The following is a 16,649-nucleotide window of genomic DNA, read 5'->3' on the forward strand; positions in this document are numbered from 1 at the left end:
GCCATAGTTAAGCAAGGCTTACCTAAGTCGCGAATGCCGGGGTTGCCAAGAACGGGGCGTTCGCACGGCTTTCCGATGAAAAGAGGGAAATGGTCGAGCGTACGGGTTCGTCACAGGGGAGTGGAGCTCAGACCGTGTGCGGCCAGCCGTCGGTTTACGACATCGTGGGCGTCGGTTTCGGCCCGTCGAACCTGGCGCTCGCCATCGCCCTGGCCGAACACAACGCCAGCACCCCACCGGACGACGCCACCACGCGGGTCTTCCTCGAACGCCAGCCCCACTTCGGCTGGCACCGCGGCATGCTGCTCGACGACGCCACGATGCAGGTGTCCTTCCTGAAGGACCTCGTGACGATGCGCAATCCCACCAGTGAGTTCAGCTTCCTGTGCTACCTGCAGGCGAAGGAACGGCTGGTCGACTTCATCAACTACAAGAACCTCTTCCCCCTGCGGGTGGAGTTCCACGACTACCTGGAGTGGGCCGCCGCGAAGGTCGACGACGTGGTGACGTACGGACACGAGGTCGTCGGCGTACGCCCGGTGTGGGAAGGCGGGGCGCTGACGGCGTTCGACGTGCGCGTCCGCCGCGCGTCGGGTCCGCGCGATGCCCAGGGTTCGGAAGAGGTGTCGCAGGGTGCCGTCTACCGCGCTCGGAACCTCGTCCTTGGCACCGGTCTACGGCCGTACCTCCCCGAGGGTGCCACCTCGTCACGGCGGATCTGGCACAGCAGTGAACTGCTCGACAAGGTGGACAACCTGGCTGCCGCCACGCCGTCTCCCGAGCGGTTCGTCGTCGTCGGTTCGGGGCAGAGCGCGGCGGAGGTCACGGCGTACCTCCACGGGCGGTTCCCGTCCGCCGAGGTCTGCGGGGTCTTCTCCCGGTACGGCTACAGTCCCGCCGACGACAGCGCCTTTGCCAACCGGATCTTCGATCCCGGTGCGGTCGACGAGTTCTTCGGCGCGCCTGAGGACGTCAAGCGGAAGCTGCTCGACTACCACGCCAACACGAACTACTCCGTCGTCGACATCGACCTGATCGACGAGCTCTACCGCCGCGTCTACCAGGAGCGGGTCCTCGGCAACCAGCGCCTGCGGGTGTGCAACGCCTCCCGGGTGGCCGAGGTGGTCGAGAACCCTTCCGGTGTACGCACGGTCGTCGAGTCCCTGACGACGGGGGACAAGGAGGTGCTCGACGCCGACGTTGTGGTCTACGCGACCGGCTACCAGCCGGCCGATCCGGCGGGTCTGCTGGGAGATGTCGCCCGCCATCTCCGCAGGGACTCGGCCGAGCGACTGAGCGTCGGGCGCGACTACCGGGTGGTGACGGCGCCCGAGGTGAGAGCCGGGATCTACCTGCAGGGCGGTACGGAACACACGCACGGCATCACGTCCTCACTCCTGTCCAACACCGCCGTGCGGGCAGGAGAGATCCTCGCGTCGGTCGCGGCGACCGGGCGCGCGGAACGGTCCGAGCAGTCCGCGGAGCGGTCGGTCCGACCGGGGGAGCGGTCAAGCGGCGGGCAACCGGCCACCCGCGAGTACGCCGTCAGCGCGGCATCGGCCTCCTCTGCGTCATGACGGCGGCTTCGGACGCGCCGCCCCAGGTGGATGAGGGGTGGATGCAGGGACGCTGCCGGGTCGTGGCGGACGTGACGCTGGCGGAGCTCTTCGCCGAGCAGGTACGCCGGACGCCCGACGCGACGGCGGTCAGGTTCGAGGGCTCCCTTTGCACCTACGCCGAGCTGGACGAACGGGCTGGGCACGTGGCCCGCACACTGGTCCGCTACGGCGCCGGACCTGAACGCATCGTCGGGGTGGCGGTCCCGCGTTCGGTGGAGCTGGTCGTCGCGTTGCTGGCGGTGCACAAGGCCGGCGCGGCGTACCTCCCACTGGACCCGGACTATCCCGCAGAGCGGCTGGAGTTCATGGTCGGCGACGCGGCCCCGGCCGCGGTGCTGACAAGCGTCGAGGTCGCGGACTCCCTCACAGCCGACAGCGTGCCCGTGCTCGACGTGGGCGCTGCGTCGCTCGAACCAGCCGCAGCGTTGCCCGCGGTGGAAGCGGCGTCACGTGCCGCAGGACGTGTCAGCGAGGCGGTAGGCCCCGCTCCGGATTTGGGACCCGAGAACCGCGCGCGGCCCGACCATCCGGCGTACGTCATCTACACCTCCGGATCCACCGGTCGCCCCAAGGGCGTGGTCGTCACCCATCGGGCGATCGTCAACCGGTTGGCGTGGATGCAGGGGGAGTACCACCTGGCACCGGAGGACAGGGTCCTGCAGAAGACGTCGGCGAGTTTCGACGTGTCGGTCTGGGAGTTCTTCTGGCCGCTCATCACGGGCGCGACGCTCGTCGTGGCGAAACCGGGCGGCCATCAGGATCCCGGTTACCTCGCCGAGCTCATCGAGGCCGAGCAGGTGACGACTCTGCACTTCGTTCCGTCGATGTTGCGGGTGTTCCTCGCCGAGCCCGACGTCGCATCGCGGTGCCGGTCGCTGCGCCGCGTCGTGTGTAGCGGGGAGGCGCTGCCCGCCGACCTGCGGGACCGGTACTTCTCCGTGTTCGGTTCCGTCGCGGACGTGGCCCCGGCGCTGCGCAACCTGTACGGGCCGACCGAGGCCGCGGTCGACGTGACCGCGTGGGCGTGTAGGCCGGACGCCCCGGGACCCGTCCCGATCGGGCGCCCGGTCTGGAACACTGGCGTCCGCGTACTCGACGACGCTCTGCGGCCGGTCGACATCGGTGAGACGGGCGAGCTGTATCTCGGCGGCGTCCAGCTCGCGCGCTGCTACCTGGACCGACCGGGGCTCTCGGCGGAGCGTTTCGTCGCCGATCCGTACGGTGCTCCGAGCGCGCGGATGTACCGCACCGGCGACCTCGCGCGCTGGCGGGCCGACGGAGCACTGGACTACGCCGGACGCGCCGACCACCAGGTCAAGCTGCGTGGTCACCGGGTCGAGCTGGGCGAGGTCGAGGCAGCGTTGGCCGGCTGCTCCGGCGTCGCGGCGGCAGCGGTGCTGGCACGCGACGACCGGCTGGTCGCCTACTACGTCGCCGAACCCGGTAGTGCCGAACCTGGTAGTGCCGAACCTGGTAGTGCCGAACCCGGTAGTGCCGAACCTGGTAGTGCCGAACCTGGTAGTGCCGAACCCGGTAGTGCCGAACCTGGTAGTGCCGAACCTGGTAGTGCCGAACCTGGTAGTGCCGAAGCGGGAGCAGCCTCGCTTGCTCTGCCCCACCCCGAGGTCCTGCGCGAGCGACTCGCCGCGCGGTTGCCGGACGTCATGGTGCCGGCTGCGTACGTCCGGCTGGACGCGATGCCACTCACCGCCAACGGCAAGCTGGATCGCGCGGCCCTCCCGGCTCCGGACTTCGCCGCGCTGGTAGGTGCCGCCGCACCCACGACCCCGCATGAACAGCGGCTGTGCCGGCTCTTCGCGGAGCAGCTGGACCTGCCTCAGGTCGGTGTGCGGGACAGTTTCTTCGCCCTGGGCGGAGACAGCATCCAGGCCATGCTGCTGGTCGCTCGACTTCGTACGTCAGGACTCGTGTGTACCCCGGCCGACGTCTTCACCCACCCCACGCCCGCGCGGTTGGCGACCGTCCTGCGTACGGGCGGTGATCCGAGCTCGGCAGCCGCACCCCCGGGCGGATCGACTCCTGGACAGCCGACCGACCTGGCGACACCCGAACTCGTCACCGGGCTTGCGGGTCCTGCCGACGAGGTTCTGCCGGTCGGCCCCATGGCAGAAGGCCTGCTCTACCACGCCGCGCTCGACCCTTCCGGTCAGGCGTACGTCATCCAGATGCTCGTCGACCTCGCCGGCGACATCGACGCCGACCGCCTGCGTACCGCCGCCCAGTCCCTGTTACGCCGCCACGCGAGCCTGCGGGCGGGATTTCACCACGCCGTGGACGGTACGCCCGTCCAGGTGATCGCGGCCGAGGCCGAGGTTCCGTGGCGCACCGTCGACGCGGCCGCGACGGGCAGCCCGGCCGCACCAGGTGAGGCGGACCGGATCGCCGACGAGGACCGGTGCTGGCCGTTCGACCTGGCGACACCGCCGCTGCTGCGGATGTCGTTGCTCCGCAGGGATTCCGCCCGCGCGCGGCTCGTCCTCACGGTGCACCACCTGGTGGTCGACGGGTGGTCGCTGCCGATGCTGGTCCGCGACCTGCTCCTGCTGTACGACGATCCGGACGGCACCACGCTCGCCCCCGCACCCTCGCTCCACCCGCGCGACCACCTTGCCTGGCTCGCCACCCAGGACCGGCAGGCGGCCGTCGACGCGTGGCGGCGGGACCTCTCCGGGGTGACCGACCCGACCACGATCGCCCCCGCCGAGGTGCCACCAGTGGAGTCCGTCCGCCCGCCGGACGTGATCGACCACCGGGTCGACGTCGAGACGTCCGCCGCGTTGACCACGCTCGCCCGGGCCTACGGGCTGACCCTCAACACCGTTCTCCAGGGCGCCTGGGCGTCGGTGCTGTCCGCGCTCACCGGCCACGACGACGTGGTCTTCGGGACGACGGTCGCCGGACGCCCGCCGGAGCTGCCCGGCTCCGCGACGACGGTGGGGTTGTTCATCAATACGGTCCCCGTTCGCGTGCGCGTGAACCCTGCGGTACGGGTTTGTTCTTTCCTGGAAGGGATCCAGGACGCGCAGGTCCGGCTGCTCGCTCACCAGCACCTGCCCCTGGCCGAGATCCAGCGTGCCGGCGGATGGCACGGAGCGGCGAGGCAGGACGGTCGGGGAAGGCAGGGCGAGCTCTTCGACACGTTGCTGGCGTACGAGAACTATCCCCAGGCAGACATTCCGGCAGTCGACCAACTGGCCGTGACCGGGATCGAACGCCGGGACGCCACGCACTATCCGCTGGCCGTGACCGTCGTCCCGCGTGGGCGGGAGCTGTCCGTACGACTTGCGTACCAGCCCTCGGTGATCGGGCCCGATCGCGCGGCGCGGATCGTCCGCGCGCTGGACGCTGTGCTGGTGGACATCGCGGCCGACCCGCGGCGGCCCGTAGGGGACCTCGAGCCACTCGCCCACGGAGCGCGACGGCGCACCCGCGCACGGCCCGACCCTGACACCGGCGCCGACCCCCGCGCCGACACCCACGCTGGTGTCGACCCCCACGCCGACGGCGACCGTGAACGGGATGACGCGCGGGTGCCGGCAACCCACGAGCGCACCGCACTCGGGCCGGTCGAGCAGCTGCTGTGCGAGCTGTTCGCCGAGATTCTCGACCTGCCGCGGGTCGGTGTCGACGACGACTTCTTCGTCCTGGGTGGGCACTCGTTGCTGGGCATCATGCTGGTGAGCCGGATCCGGCGGATGCTCGACACCGAGGTCCCGATCCGGGCGCTCTTCGACGCGCCCACCGTCGCGAGCCTGGCGGCGTGGTTGGAGCGGAGCCGGGGCGGTCCGGTGCGGCCACCGGTGGAGCCTGTCGCGCCAACCGCACGGCCCGACCCCTTGCCGGTGTCGTACGCCCAACAGCGGTTGTGGTTTCTCGACCAGTTCGACGGGCCGGGCCCGGTCTACAACATTCCGGTCGCGGTGCGGCTGACCGCCGACTTCGACACCGGGGCGCTGCGATCGGCCCTGGCCGACGTGGTGGCGCGGCACGAGAGCCTGCGGACGGTCTTCGTCGAGGCCGACGGCCATGCGTACCAGCGTGTCCTGCCCGAAGCCGAGGCGCGCGCGCTCGTGCAGCTGCGTACGGTCGACGACGCCACCTCGGCAGGGGAGTCGCTGCCGGACGCATGGACCGATCGGCTGCGGGAGGCGGCGCGGTACGCGTTCGACCTGGCGCACGAGCTGCCGATCAGGGCATGGCTGTTTTGGGCGGGGCCGGACACGCAGGTGCTGCTGCTGCTTGTCCACCACATCGCCGCCGACGAGTGGTCGGCCCGTCCACTGTTGCGTGACCTCGCCACCGCGTACGAGGCGCGCAGCCAGCGGCGCCCACCCGGGTGGTCACGGTTGCCGGTGCAGTACGCCGACTACACCCTCTGGCAGCGTCGTCTCCTGGGCTTCGAGGATGGCCGCGCACCGGCCGGGACGATCGGCGGCGACCAGCTCGGCTACTGGACCGAGACGCTGCGCGACCTGCCGGAGGAGCTGGACCTTCCGACGGACCGGCCGCGCCCGGCGGTGGCGTCGTACCGTGGTGCCCGGGTGCCCGTCGACGTGCCGCCCGCCCTGCACGCGCACATCCGGGCGGTCGCCCGCCGGCACGGTGTCACGTCCTTCATGGTCCTGCATGCGGCGTTGGCCGTCCTGCTGACCAGGCTCGGCGCGGGGACGGACGTTCCGATCGGTACGCCGGTCGCGGGGAGGCCCGACGCCGCTCTGGACGAGCTGGTCGGGTTCTTCGTCAACACGCTGGTGCTGCGTACCGACACCTCCGGCGACCCCACCTTCGTCGAGCTGATGGGCCGGGTCCGGCGCTGCGACGTGGCGGCGTTCGACAACCAGGACGTGCCGTTCGAGCGGGTCGTCGACGCGCTCAACCCGGTCCGGTCTGCGGCACGGCACCCGTTGTTCCAGGTGCTGCTCGTGCACCAGCAGCACGCCGGTGGCGACCTCGCCCTGCCCGGCGTTGGCAGCGAACCCGTTCCAGTCGATGTCGGTGTCGCGAAGGTCGACCTCACGCTGTACCTGTCCGAGCGGGCCGGCAGAGGTGGTGTGTACGGCGCGCTCGAGTACAGCACCGACCTGTTCGACGAGGCGACCGCCCGAGCCCTCGTGGAGCGGCTGCTGCGGGTCCTCGAGTCCGTGACCGCACGTCCGGACGATCCGATCGGTACGTCCGACCTGCTGCTGCCGGCTGAGCGGACGCGGCTCGCGACAGCGGCGGCCGCGACCACGGTGCGGGTCCCGGACGCCACGCTGCCGGAGCTGCTCGCGGGGCAGGCTCGGCGGACGCCGACCGCGACAGCCGTGACCTGCGGCGGCGTCGACCTCAGCTATGCGGACCTGGACGCCCGGTCGAGCTGGCTGGCGCGGGTGCTTGCCTCGCATGGCGCCGGTCCCGAACGCATCGTGGCGGTGGCGCTGCCGCGGGGGATCGACCTCGTGGTGGGGCTGCTCGCCGTCCTGAAGTCGGGTGCGGCGTACCTCCCACTGGATCAGGACCTACCAGGCGAGCGGATTGCCACGATGCTGGCGGACGCGGCGCCGGTCTGCGTGCTGACGAGTACGACATCGACCGTCCGGTTGCCCGACACCATGCCGATCCGCCCCCTCCTCATCGACCAGGCGCCGCTCGACCGTGTGGCGGGCGCGGACATTGACGCCGACGAAGGACACATTGACGCCGACGACGGACACGCTGACGCCGACGGCGGACACGCTGACGCCGACGGCGGACACGCTGACGCCGGGGACCGTGACGGCGACCCGGTGCGGGCGTCAGGTGCCAACGCCGCGTACGTCATCTACACGTCCGGATCCACTGGCAAGCCCAAGGGTGTCGTGGTCTCGCACGCGGCCCTCGTCAACTTCCTGCTGTCGATGCGGGAACGCTTCGCCCTCGACGGCAGCGACCGGCTCCTGGCGGTGACCACGGTCGGTTTCGACATCGCGGGTCTCGAGCTCTATCTCCCGTTGCTCGTCGGGGCCGCCGTGGTCATCGCGGAGCCGGCGACGGTCCGGGATCCTGCCGCGCTGTGGGACCTGGCCGACCGGTCCGGGGCGACGGTCATGCAGGCCACACCGACGCTGTGGCGGGCGTTTCTCGCCGACCGCCCGGAGGGGCGGGTGCCGGTGGTCGGGGGTCCGGCACCGGAATCGGGTGCGGTGCCGCGCCTGCGGATTCTCGTCGGAGGTGAAGCACTGCCCGCCTCGCTCGCAACGGAGTTGGTGAAGTGCGGCCGCCGGGTGACGAACCTGTACGGGCCGACGGAGACGACGATCTGGTCGACCGCAGCAGACCTCACCCCTGTCGACAGCCCGGGCGACAACTCTGTCGACAGCCCGGGCGACACCACCGCGGAGGTCCTTCGCGAGGCACCCGCGATCGGGCATCCGATCTGGAACACCCAGGCGCACGTCCTCGACCGCGGACTGCGCGAGGTCCCGGACGGGGTGACGGGCGAGTTGTATCTCGGTGGTGCGGGGCTCGCGCGTGGATACCTCCACCGCCCTGGTCTGAGCGCGGAACGGTTCGTGGCGAACCCGTTCGGCCCACCGGGTACGCGGATGTACCGCACCGGCGACCTCGTCCGCCGCCGCGCCGACGGTGCCCTTGACTACCTCGGGCGTACGGACGACCAGGTGAAGGTGCGCGGCCACCGGATCGAGCTGGGCGAGGTCGAGTCCGCCCTTGCCGCGCACCCGGGAGTCGGAGAAGCCCGGGTCGTCGTGCGTGAGGACCGGCCCGGGCAGCGTCACCTCGTCGGCTACGTGGTGCCCCGCCGTCCTGGCGCGGTGTCGCTAAAGGACCTCCGCGCGGGCGTAGCGGCGCGGCTGCCCGATGCCATGGTGCCGGCGGCGTTCGTCCTGCTGGACGCTCTGCCGCTTACCGCGGGCGGCAAGCTCGACCGGAACGCGTTGCCCGCGCCGGACTTCGGTGCGATCGCCGAGCGTGGGTCGGCGCGGCGGGCGGCGACGACAGACACCGAACGGACTCTCGCGGCGATCTTCGCCGACGTCCTGGGGTTGGCCGAGGTGGGTGCCGACGACGGCTTCTTCGAACTCGGCGGCGACAGCATCACGTCGATCCAGGTGGTGAGCCGCGCGCGGAAGGCGGGACTGTCGCTCAGCGCACGGGACGTGTTCGAACACCGCACCGTCGCGGCCCTCGCCCGACACGCCACACCGCACCAGGAGGTAGTGGCGTCCGCACCGCCGGCCATCGCGCTCGCACCCGACGAGCTGGCCGAGTTCGAGGACGATCTCGCCTGGGAGGGGCCATGACCGCGAGTCGACAGGGTCGGATCGAGGCGGTCCTTCCGCTCGGCCCTTTGCAGGAAGGGTTGCTCTTCCACGCCACGCTCGAGGAGAACGCGGCCGGACACTACGTCGTCCAGCTGTTGATCGACCTCGACGGTGAGCTGCGGCCCGACATCCTTCGTTCCGCGGTCATCAGCGTCGTCGATCGGCACGAGTCGTTGCGCGCGGCGTTCCGCCAGCGGCGGTCGGGCCAGCCGGTCCAGACCATCTTGCGTACGGTCGAGGTCCCTTGGCGCGCCGTGCCGGCGACAGACGGAGCGCAGACAGACGGGGCGGCGACTGAAGGGGCGGCGACTGAAGGGGCGGCGACTGAAGGGGAAGGGGCGACGGATGAGGCAGGGTCGGAACGCATCGCCGACGCGGACCGCGCCGCTCCCTTCGATCTGACTCGGCCGCCCCTGATGCGGTGCGCGTTGGTCCGGCTCGGCCCCCGCCGGCATCGGCTGATCCTCACCTTCCACCATCTGGTGGTCGACGGGTGGTCCTTGCCGGTGTTGGTGCGTGAACTGATGGCGGCGTACGCCGAGGGTGGCCAGGCGCACGGACTCCCGGCCGCCGTGCCGTACCGCGACTACCTCGCCTGGGTGGCGGGGCGCGACCGCGCCGCATCCCGCGCCCGTTGGCAGCGATCCCTTGCCGGCTTGGCCGGAGCAACCCGGCTGTCGACGGTCGGGAACCTGACCTCCGCGACCGAACCACCCAGGCGGCTCGTGACGAACGTTCCGGCGGGACTGCAGGCGGAGATCACGGCGTTCTCGCGCAAGCACGGCTTGACACAGAACACGGTCCTGCAGGGCGCGTGGGGTCTACTGCTCGGGCGGCTGACCGGACGCGACGACGTGGTCTTCGGGGCCACCGTGTCGGGCCGGCCGGCCGAGCTTGCGGGCGCGGAAGAGATCGTCGGGCTTCTCATCACCACGATTCCCGTACGGGTGCGGACTGGTCGTACGACGTCGGTCAGGGACTTCCTGTCGGCTCTGCAGTCCGAACAGGCCGAGCTGATCGAGCATCATCATGTGCCGTTGGCCGATATCCATGCGGCAGCTGGCGGTGTCGACTCAGGTGGCGGGGACCTGTTCGACACGTTGCTGGTCGTCGAGAACTATCCGTACGATCCGGCCGCATTCCCTTCCACGCCTGACCTTCGGGTGTCCAGGGTGTCGGGCCGGGACGCGACGCACTATCCCCTCACCCTCGTCGCCTTTCCCCGCGACGGCGAGCTGAGGCTGGAGTTCGTCTTCCGTACGGATGCCTTCGACGAGGACCGGGTGGAACGTATCGCCACGCAGTTGCTGTGCGTACTCGCCGGCATGGTCGAGGAGCCGGATCGTCCGGTGTCGACTCTGGAACTGATGTCGCCGCCTGAACGGCAACGGGTGCTGGTGGGGTGGAACGCGACCGAGGTTGGTGTGCGGTCCGCGACGCTGGCCGAGTTGTTCGAGTGTCAGGTGTGTCGGGATCCGGGTGCGTTGGCGGTGTTGGATGCTGGGGGTGGACTGTCGTTCGGGGAGGTGGATGGGCGGGCGAATCGGCTTGCGCGGTTGTTGATTCGGCGTGGTGTGGGTCCGGAGTCGGTGGTGGGGGTGTTGTTGCCGCGGTCGGCGTCGTGGTTGGTGGGGTTGCTGGCGGTGGTGAAGGCGGGTGGTGTGTATCTGCCGTTGGATCCGTCGTATCCGGTGGAGCGGTTGGCGTTTGTGGTGGGTGATGCGGTTCCGTTGGTGGTGGTGACGGATGCGGAGACGTTTGGGCGGTGGGGTTCTGAGTTGGCCGGTGTGGAGTGGGTGGTGGGCGACGACGAGCAGACCGTTGTCGAGTTGGGTGGTCTGTCGTCGGTTCGGGTGGATGACGTGGAGCGGGTGTCGCCGTCGCGGTTGGGGAATGCGGCGTGGGTGATCTATACGTCGGGTTCGTCGGGGCGTCCGAAGGGTGTGGTGGTGTCGCACGCTGGGGTCGCCTCGCTGGTGGCGACGTTCAATCGGGTGGTGCCGTCTGGTTCTGGGGATCGGGTGTTGCAGTTCGCTTCGCCTGGTTTCGACGTGACGTTTGCTGAGCTCAGCCTCGCGATCCTGTCGGGTGCGGGGTTGGTGGTGGCGCCTGAGGATGCGCGTGCGGGGGTGGCTCTCGCGGAGTTTGCTGTCAAGCACGGGTTGACGCATCTGGTGGTGCCGCCGAGTGTGTTGGCGACGGTTCCTGAGGGTGTGGAGTTTCCGGGGTCGGCGTCTTTGGTGGTGGGGACGGAGGAGGTGCCTGCGGGGTTGGCGGGGCGGTGGGCGGCGGGTCGGGTGATGGTGAATGCGTACGGTCCGACTGAGGTGACGGTGAACTCGACGTTGTGGCGGTGCGATCCGTCATGGTCGGGGTCTCGGTTGCCGATCGGGTCTCCGGATGCCAACACCCGTGCGTACGTGCTGGATCCGGGCTTGCGGCCGGTGCCTGTCGGGGTGGCGGGTGAGTTGTATCTGGCGGGGGACGGGTTGGCGCGGGGTTATCTGGGCAGGCCGGGGTTGACGGCGGAACGGTTCGTCGCCTGCCCCTTTGGGGGTCCGGGTGAGCGGATGTATCGGACCGGGGATCTGGTGGCGTGGCAGGCGGACGGTTCCCTGGACTTCCTCGGCCGGGTCGATGATCAGGTGAAGGTGCGTGGGTTCCGGATCGAGCCGGGCGAGATCGAAGCCGTGCTGTTGCGGCATCCCGCGATTGCTCGGGCCGCTGTCGTGGTGCGTGAGACGTCCACCGACGGCGGTGTGATGGCCGACCGGCGGCTGGTTGCCTATCTCGTGCCGTCCGACGATGACGTTCCGGACACCGCCAGGCTGCGCGCGCATCTGGCGGCGGACCTGCCGGACTACATGGTGCCGTCCGCGTTCGTCATCCTCGACGAGCTACCGCTACTGCCGAACGGGAAACTCGACCGGCCAGCCCTGCGCGCCCTGCCCGCGCCCGAGGCATCGACGACCACCGGCGGTGGACGGTCACCACGGAATCCGCGCGAAGAGCTCCTCGCCGACCTGTTCGCCGACGTCCTCGACCTGCCCACCCTCGGCATCGACGACAACTTCTTCCACCACGGCGGCCACTCGTTGCTGCTCGTCGTACTCCAGAACCGGATCAGGAAGGCCCTCGGCCGCAGGGTGCCGATCCCCGATCTCTTCGCCCACCCGACCGTCGCCCTGCTCGCGGAGTACCTCGATCAGGCGGCCCTCGTCGACGCGACGGGCCGCTCGGCGCCGGCGCTGCGGACTCTGCTGCCTCTGCGTGAATCCGCCAGCCCGACGGTTCCGCCGCTCTTCTGCGTTCACGCACTCTTCGGACTGGCCTGGCCGTTCGCCGGCCTGCTCCGCCACCTCGACGACGAACGACCGGTCTTCGGCCTGCAGGCCCGTGGCCTCGCCGATCCCGGCACCGTCATGCCGGCCACGATCGACGAGATGGCAGCGGACTATGTCGGCCTGATCCGCACCGTCCAGCCGGAGGGTCCGTACCATCTGCTCGGTTGGTCGTTCGGCGGGCTCGTCGCCCACACGATGGCCACCCAGCTTCGCACCCAGGGTGCGGACGTCGCCTTCCTCGGGCTCGTCGACGCGTATCCGCTCGAGGAGGCCGAGCGGGCGGCAGGGGATCTCGACGCCGAACAGGACGCCCTTGCATTCCTGTCCCGCCTTGCTGGATTGGCGAGCGACGGTCCGCTCGACAGGACGACCGTGCTCCGCAGCCTCACAGCGGTGGACAGCGACGGAACAGCCTCGGGACCGGCGGCAGCGCTCGACTCCACCATCCTTTCCGCCGTCGTCGACGTCGCCACCCACGCGTCAACGCTGATGCGCAAGGCCACGCATGAGGTCGTCGACGGCGACATCCTGTTCGTCGCCGCAACCGCGGACAAGGCAGGTACGACGTTGACCCCCCGGCGTTGGGAGGCGTACGTCTCCGGCCGGATCGATACCTACGACGTCGCCTGCCTGCATACCGAGCTCACCGACCCCGGACCCCTTGCCGCGTGGGCGCCGATCGTCGACGCGAGACTCCGCGACAGCGCCGAACGGCGCGCCGCGGGCGGCCAGCAGAACCACACCACGTAAAGGAGAAGGCAGGACCCATGACGAACCCGTTCGATGATCCCGACGGTACCTTCCACGTCCTTGTCAACGACGAGGGTCAGCATTCCCTGTGGCCCTCGTTCGTGGACATTCCCGCGGGCTGGACGCCGGTGGTCCAGGACGAGTCCCGCCAGACCTGTCTCGACTACGTGGAGGAGCACTGGACCGACATGCGGCCGGCCTCACTGATCGAGGCGATGAACGCCGACCAGAAGGGTCGATGAGCAGCGACCAGAAAGGGCGATGACGGTCGAGCAGAAGTAGTTCGCATGCGCTTAGGTACGCTCGCGATGGACCTGCGTCCGTTGCGTTCCAGTCGTGACTTCCGCCTGATGTTCTGGGCGCGGGTGATCGCGCTTCTCGGCATCAGCCTCACCCTGGTGGGCCTGTCGGTCCAGGTCTATCAGCTCACCCACTCCTCCCTGGCTGTCGCGATGGTGAATGCCGCCGCCGGCGCGACCCTGCTCGCCGGGACACTGGCCGGCGGCATCCTGGCCGACCGGTACGAACGCCGCCAGCTGTTGGTCCTGTCGCGTTCGGCCGCGGCGGTGGTGTTCGCGGCCCTTGCGCTCAACGCGTTCGCCGACGAACCGAGGCTGTGGGTCGTCTATCTGTGTGCCGCGGCGATCGGTGTCATCGACGGCATCAGCGAGACGGCGCTGCTGGCGATCACGCCCAACCTCGTCACCCCGGACCAGCTGGCGGCCGCTGGCGCGCTCACCGCGATCACCACACAGTTGGGCACGATGGTCGGCCCGTCGGTTGGCGGCATGATCATCGCGGGACCCGGTGTCGCGTTCTGTTACAGCATCACCTGCGTGGCCACGGTGGTCCAGGTAGCACTCACCGTCCGGGTTCGCCGTCGCCCGCCGACGGCGGTCGAGCATCTGCACCCGATCCGGGCGATGCGGGAGGGACTTTCGTTCGTACGCCGGAATCGCGTCATCGGCGGGTTGCTCCTCATGGACGTGGCGGGCGGACTGTTCGCGTTGCCGTACGCGGTCTTTCCCGAGATCGGCGAACGGGTCCTGCACGGCGACCCACGCACGATCGGCCTGCTCTACTCGGCTCCTGCGGTCGGCGCGTTCCTGGGCGCGGCGTTCAGCGGATGGGTGGGTCGGGTCCGCCTGCCCGGCCGGGCGTTGACCGGGACGATGGCACTGTGGGGACTGGGCATGGCGGCATTCGGATTCAGCCGGCATCTTCCACTGGCGTTGGTGTTCCTGGGTGTCGCGGGGCTGGGGATGATCCTGTCGGAGATCCTGCAGCGCTCGTTGTTGCAGCGTCATACGCCTGACCACCTGATGGGCCGGGTGAGCAGTTTCTGGCTTGCGCAGGCAACGGTGGGTCCGGCCGCGGGGAGCGTGGTGGCAGGGGGTGCCGCCAGTGTGGTGGGGCCGAGCGCCGCGGTGGTGGTGGGTGGCCTGCTCTGCGCGTGTGTCGTGGTGCTCGTCGCGGTGGCGTTGCCCGGATTCCGCAGGGTGACGTCTGCCGGTGTGGTGGAGGAGGAGAGCGGCGACGGGACAGCCGAGGATGTGCTTGTAAGGTAAGGCTAACCATGCTTAGATGGCTTGCGGAGCCGCCGCGCAGGGTCGCCGGAGGCACGGGTGACTGGGTCACCCGTGCTCCGGACGAGGAATGTGGCCGGGGTGCACCAGGTGAGCTCACCGCAGGTGCGAGGAGTACGGCCGGGCAGCGGCACGTCGCTCAACATGAGGGAATGGTGGGTTCACCGATGGCGTATGCCGAATCGAAGTCGCTCGGCCGGCGGGGACTGGTGCTCGGTGCGTTGGGAGGTGCCGCCGCGTTCGGGCTTTCGGCGTGCGGACCTGACGACGACTCCACAGGTCGTACGCCGCAACGGTCGCGGCAGCCGACCACCCGCGAGTTCAAGACCGCCGGTGGGACCACGGTCGAGATTCCGGTGCGACCGCGACGCGTCGTGTGCACGAGCTACCAGATGGCCGCACCGCTTCTCGACGTCGGATACACGCCGGCCGCGGCGGCGGAGATCCCGAACCTGGAGACCTTCATCTCAGGCGACGTCCTGACGAAGTACCAGGCGTTGCCCTCGATCGGGTCCTGGGTCGAGATCAACATCGAGAAGGTCCTTGCGGCAAAGCCGGATCTCATCCTCGTCAACGGCGTGCCGGGTTACACCGACCCCTTGATGAAGGAGTACCCGAAGATCGCGCCGGCCCTTGTCCTCATGGCCGAGAAGACGTCGGACTGGACGAAGGTCGCGATCCAGGCCGCCGATGCGGTGGGGCGCAAGGCCGAGGCGGAGAAGCTTCGTACGCAATACACCGAGCGCGCTGCCGGACTCGAACGCGACTACGCCGACGTCCTCGAGCGGACGAAGTGGAGCATGCTCTATGAGGTCTCCTACGGCGAAGGTCAATGGTCACTTCTCTACCCGGACGGTTGGATCGGCGTCATCCTGCAGGACATCGGGGTGCGCTTCGGCCACGCGACCATCGGCAAGACCGGCACCGGCAAGGCGTACTCCCTCGAACAGCTCACGCTGATCGACGACTCCGACGTCATCGTCGCGCAGGCCGACAACACCGGTGCGCTGGTCAAGCCGATGCGTGCGCTCACGGGCAAGCCTGGCTGGGAGAACCTCCAGGCCGTCAAGGAGGAGGCGGTGTTCCCGATGCCGAACTTCTACACCGTGAGCTACAGCAGCGCGCTCGCCGTGCTCGACACCCTCGAAGGCATCCTCACGAAGCTGCGCTCCCGGGCCTCCTGATCCGGAGCGGCTTCGCGTGAGCCCTCATCCGATCCGGTGGCGGGAGGCCGCGGGGATCACCAACGGGGTACCGGTCTCGGGGTCGTCGATCACCCGGCAGGCGAGGCCGAACACCTCCTCCACCAGGTGCGCGTCCACGATCTCCCGCGGATCTCCTTGTGCCACAAGAGATCCGCCCCGCATGGCGACGAGATGCGTGGCGTACCGGCAGGCCTGGTTGAGATCATGGAGGACGGCGACGAGCGTCCGACCATCCCGGTGCAATCCGGCGCACAGGTCCAGAACCTCCACCTGGTGGGCGATGTCGAGGTAGGTCGTCGGTTCGTCAAGGAGCAGGATCGGCGTCTGCTGGGCCAGCACCATCGCGAGCCATACCCGCTGCCGCTGGCCACCGGAGAGCTCGTCGACGAGCCGGTCCGCGAGGTCGTCGACGCGGGTGTCAACCATGGCTTGCGCGACGACGCGTTCGTCGTCGGCGGACCACTGGCGCAGCAACCGCTGGTGCGGATAGCGGCCGCGCGCGACCAGGTCGGCCACCGTGATGCCGTCCGGCGCGTGAGATCCCTGCGGCAGCAGCCCGAGCCGGCGCGCAACCTCCTTCGAACGCAGGGACTGGATCGACCGCCCGTCCAGGTAGACAGTTCCGTGGCGCGGAGCCAGGAGCCGGGCCAAGCCACGCAACAGGGTCGACTTTCCGCAGGCGTTCGGGCCGACGATCACCGTGAACGAACCTTCCGGGATCGACACCGTCAGGTCATCGGTGACGAGCCGGTTGTCGTAGCCGAGGCTGACGGCTTCGGCCCGCAGACGATCTCTGGCCGGCTGGAGCGGTTCGGTCATC

Annotated in this window: 7 protein-coding genes; 6 read left to right on the top strand and 1 reads right to left on the bottom strand. The window is 69.6% G+C overall.

Annotated elements, in window-relative coordinates:
• Window positions 1-134: 134 nt before the first annotated feature.
• From ABNF93_RS09040 to ABNF93_RS09065, 6 genes are all read left to right on the top strand, one after another.
• On the top strand, window positions 135-1,577 hold the full coding sequence (locus ABNF93_RS09040; RefSeq protein WP_349327378.1) for a lysine N(6)-hydroxylase/L-ornithine N(5)-oxygenase family protein: 1,443 nt from the start codon (window positions 135-137) through the stop codon (window positions 1,575-1,577).
• Window positions 1,574-8,923 (top strand): non-ribosomal peptide synthetase, encoded by a 7,350-nt coding sequence (locus ABNF93_RS09045; RefSeq protein ID WP_349327379.1) that lies wholly within the window; start codon window positions 1,574-1,576, stop codon window positions 8,921-8,923. Before ABNF93_RS09040 ends, ABNF93_RS09045 begins: the two co-directional genes overlap by 4 nt.
• The gene (locus ABNF93_RS09050) at window positions 8,920-13,038 is read left to right on the top strand and encodes a non-ribosomal peptide synthetase (protein WP_349327380.1); all 4,119 of its coding nucleotides are present in this window, start codon (window positions 8,920-8,922) and stop codon (window positions 13,036-13,038) included. Before ABNF93_RS09045 ends, ABNF93_RS09050 begins: the two co-directional genes overlap by 4 nt.
• A gap of 17 nt (window positions 13,039-13,055) precedes the next feature.
• Window positions 13,056-13,280, top strand: coding sequence for an MbtH family protein (locus tag ABNF93_RS09055; protein WP_349327381.1), 225 nt, complete (start codon window positions 13,056-13,058; stop codon window positions 13,278-13,280).
• Between the two features lie 45 nt (window positions 13,281-13,325).
• Window positions 13,326-14,606, top strand: a complete 1,281-nt coding sequence (gene entS / locus ABNF93_RS09060; protein ID WP_349327383.1) for an enterobactin transporter EntS — start codon at window positions 13,326-13,328, stop codon at window positions 14,604-14,606.
• Window positions 14,607-14,791: 185 nt separating this feature from the next.
• Window positions 14,792-15,808 (top strand): ABC transporter substrate-binding protein, encoded by a 1,017-nt coding sequence (locus ABNF93_RS09065; protein ID WP_349327385.1) that lies wholly within the window; start codon window positions 14,792-14,794, stop codon window positions 15,806-15,808.
• A 24-nt stretch (window positions 15,809-15,832) separates the two neighbouring features.
• On the opposite strand, the gene ABNF93_RS09070 is transcribed toward ABNF93_RS09065, so the two are convergent.
• Entirely contained in the window at window positions 15,833-16,648 is an 816-nt protein-coding gene (locus tag ABNF93_RS09070; RefSeq protein WP_349327386.1) for an ABC transporter ATP-binding protein, read from the bottom strand.
• Between the last annotated feature and the right edge of the window lies 1 nt (window position 16,649).

The sequence above is a fragment of the Actinopolymorpha sp. B9G3 genome, from assembly GCF_040120725.1.
Classification (GTDB): Bacteria; Actinomycetota; Actinomycetes; order Propionibacteriales; family Actinopolymorphaceae; genus Thermasporomyces.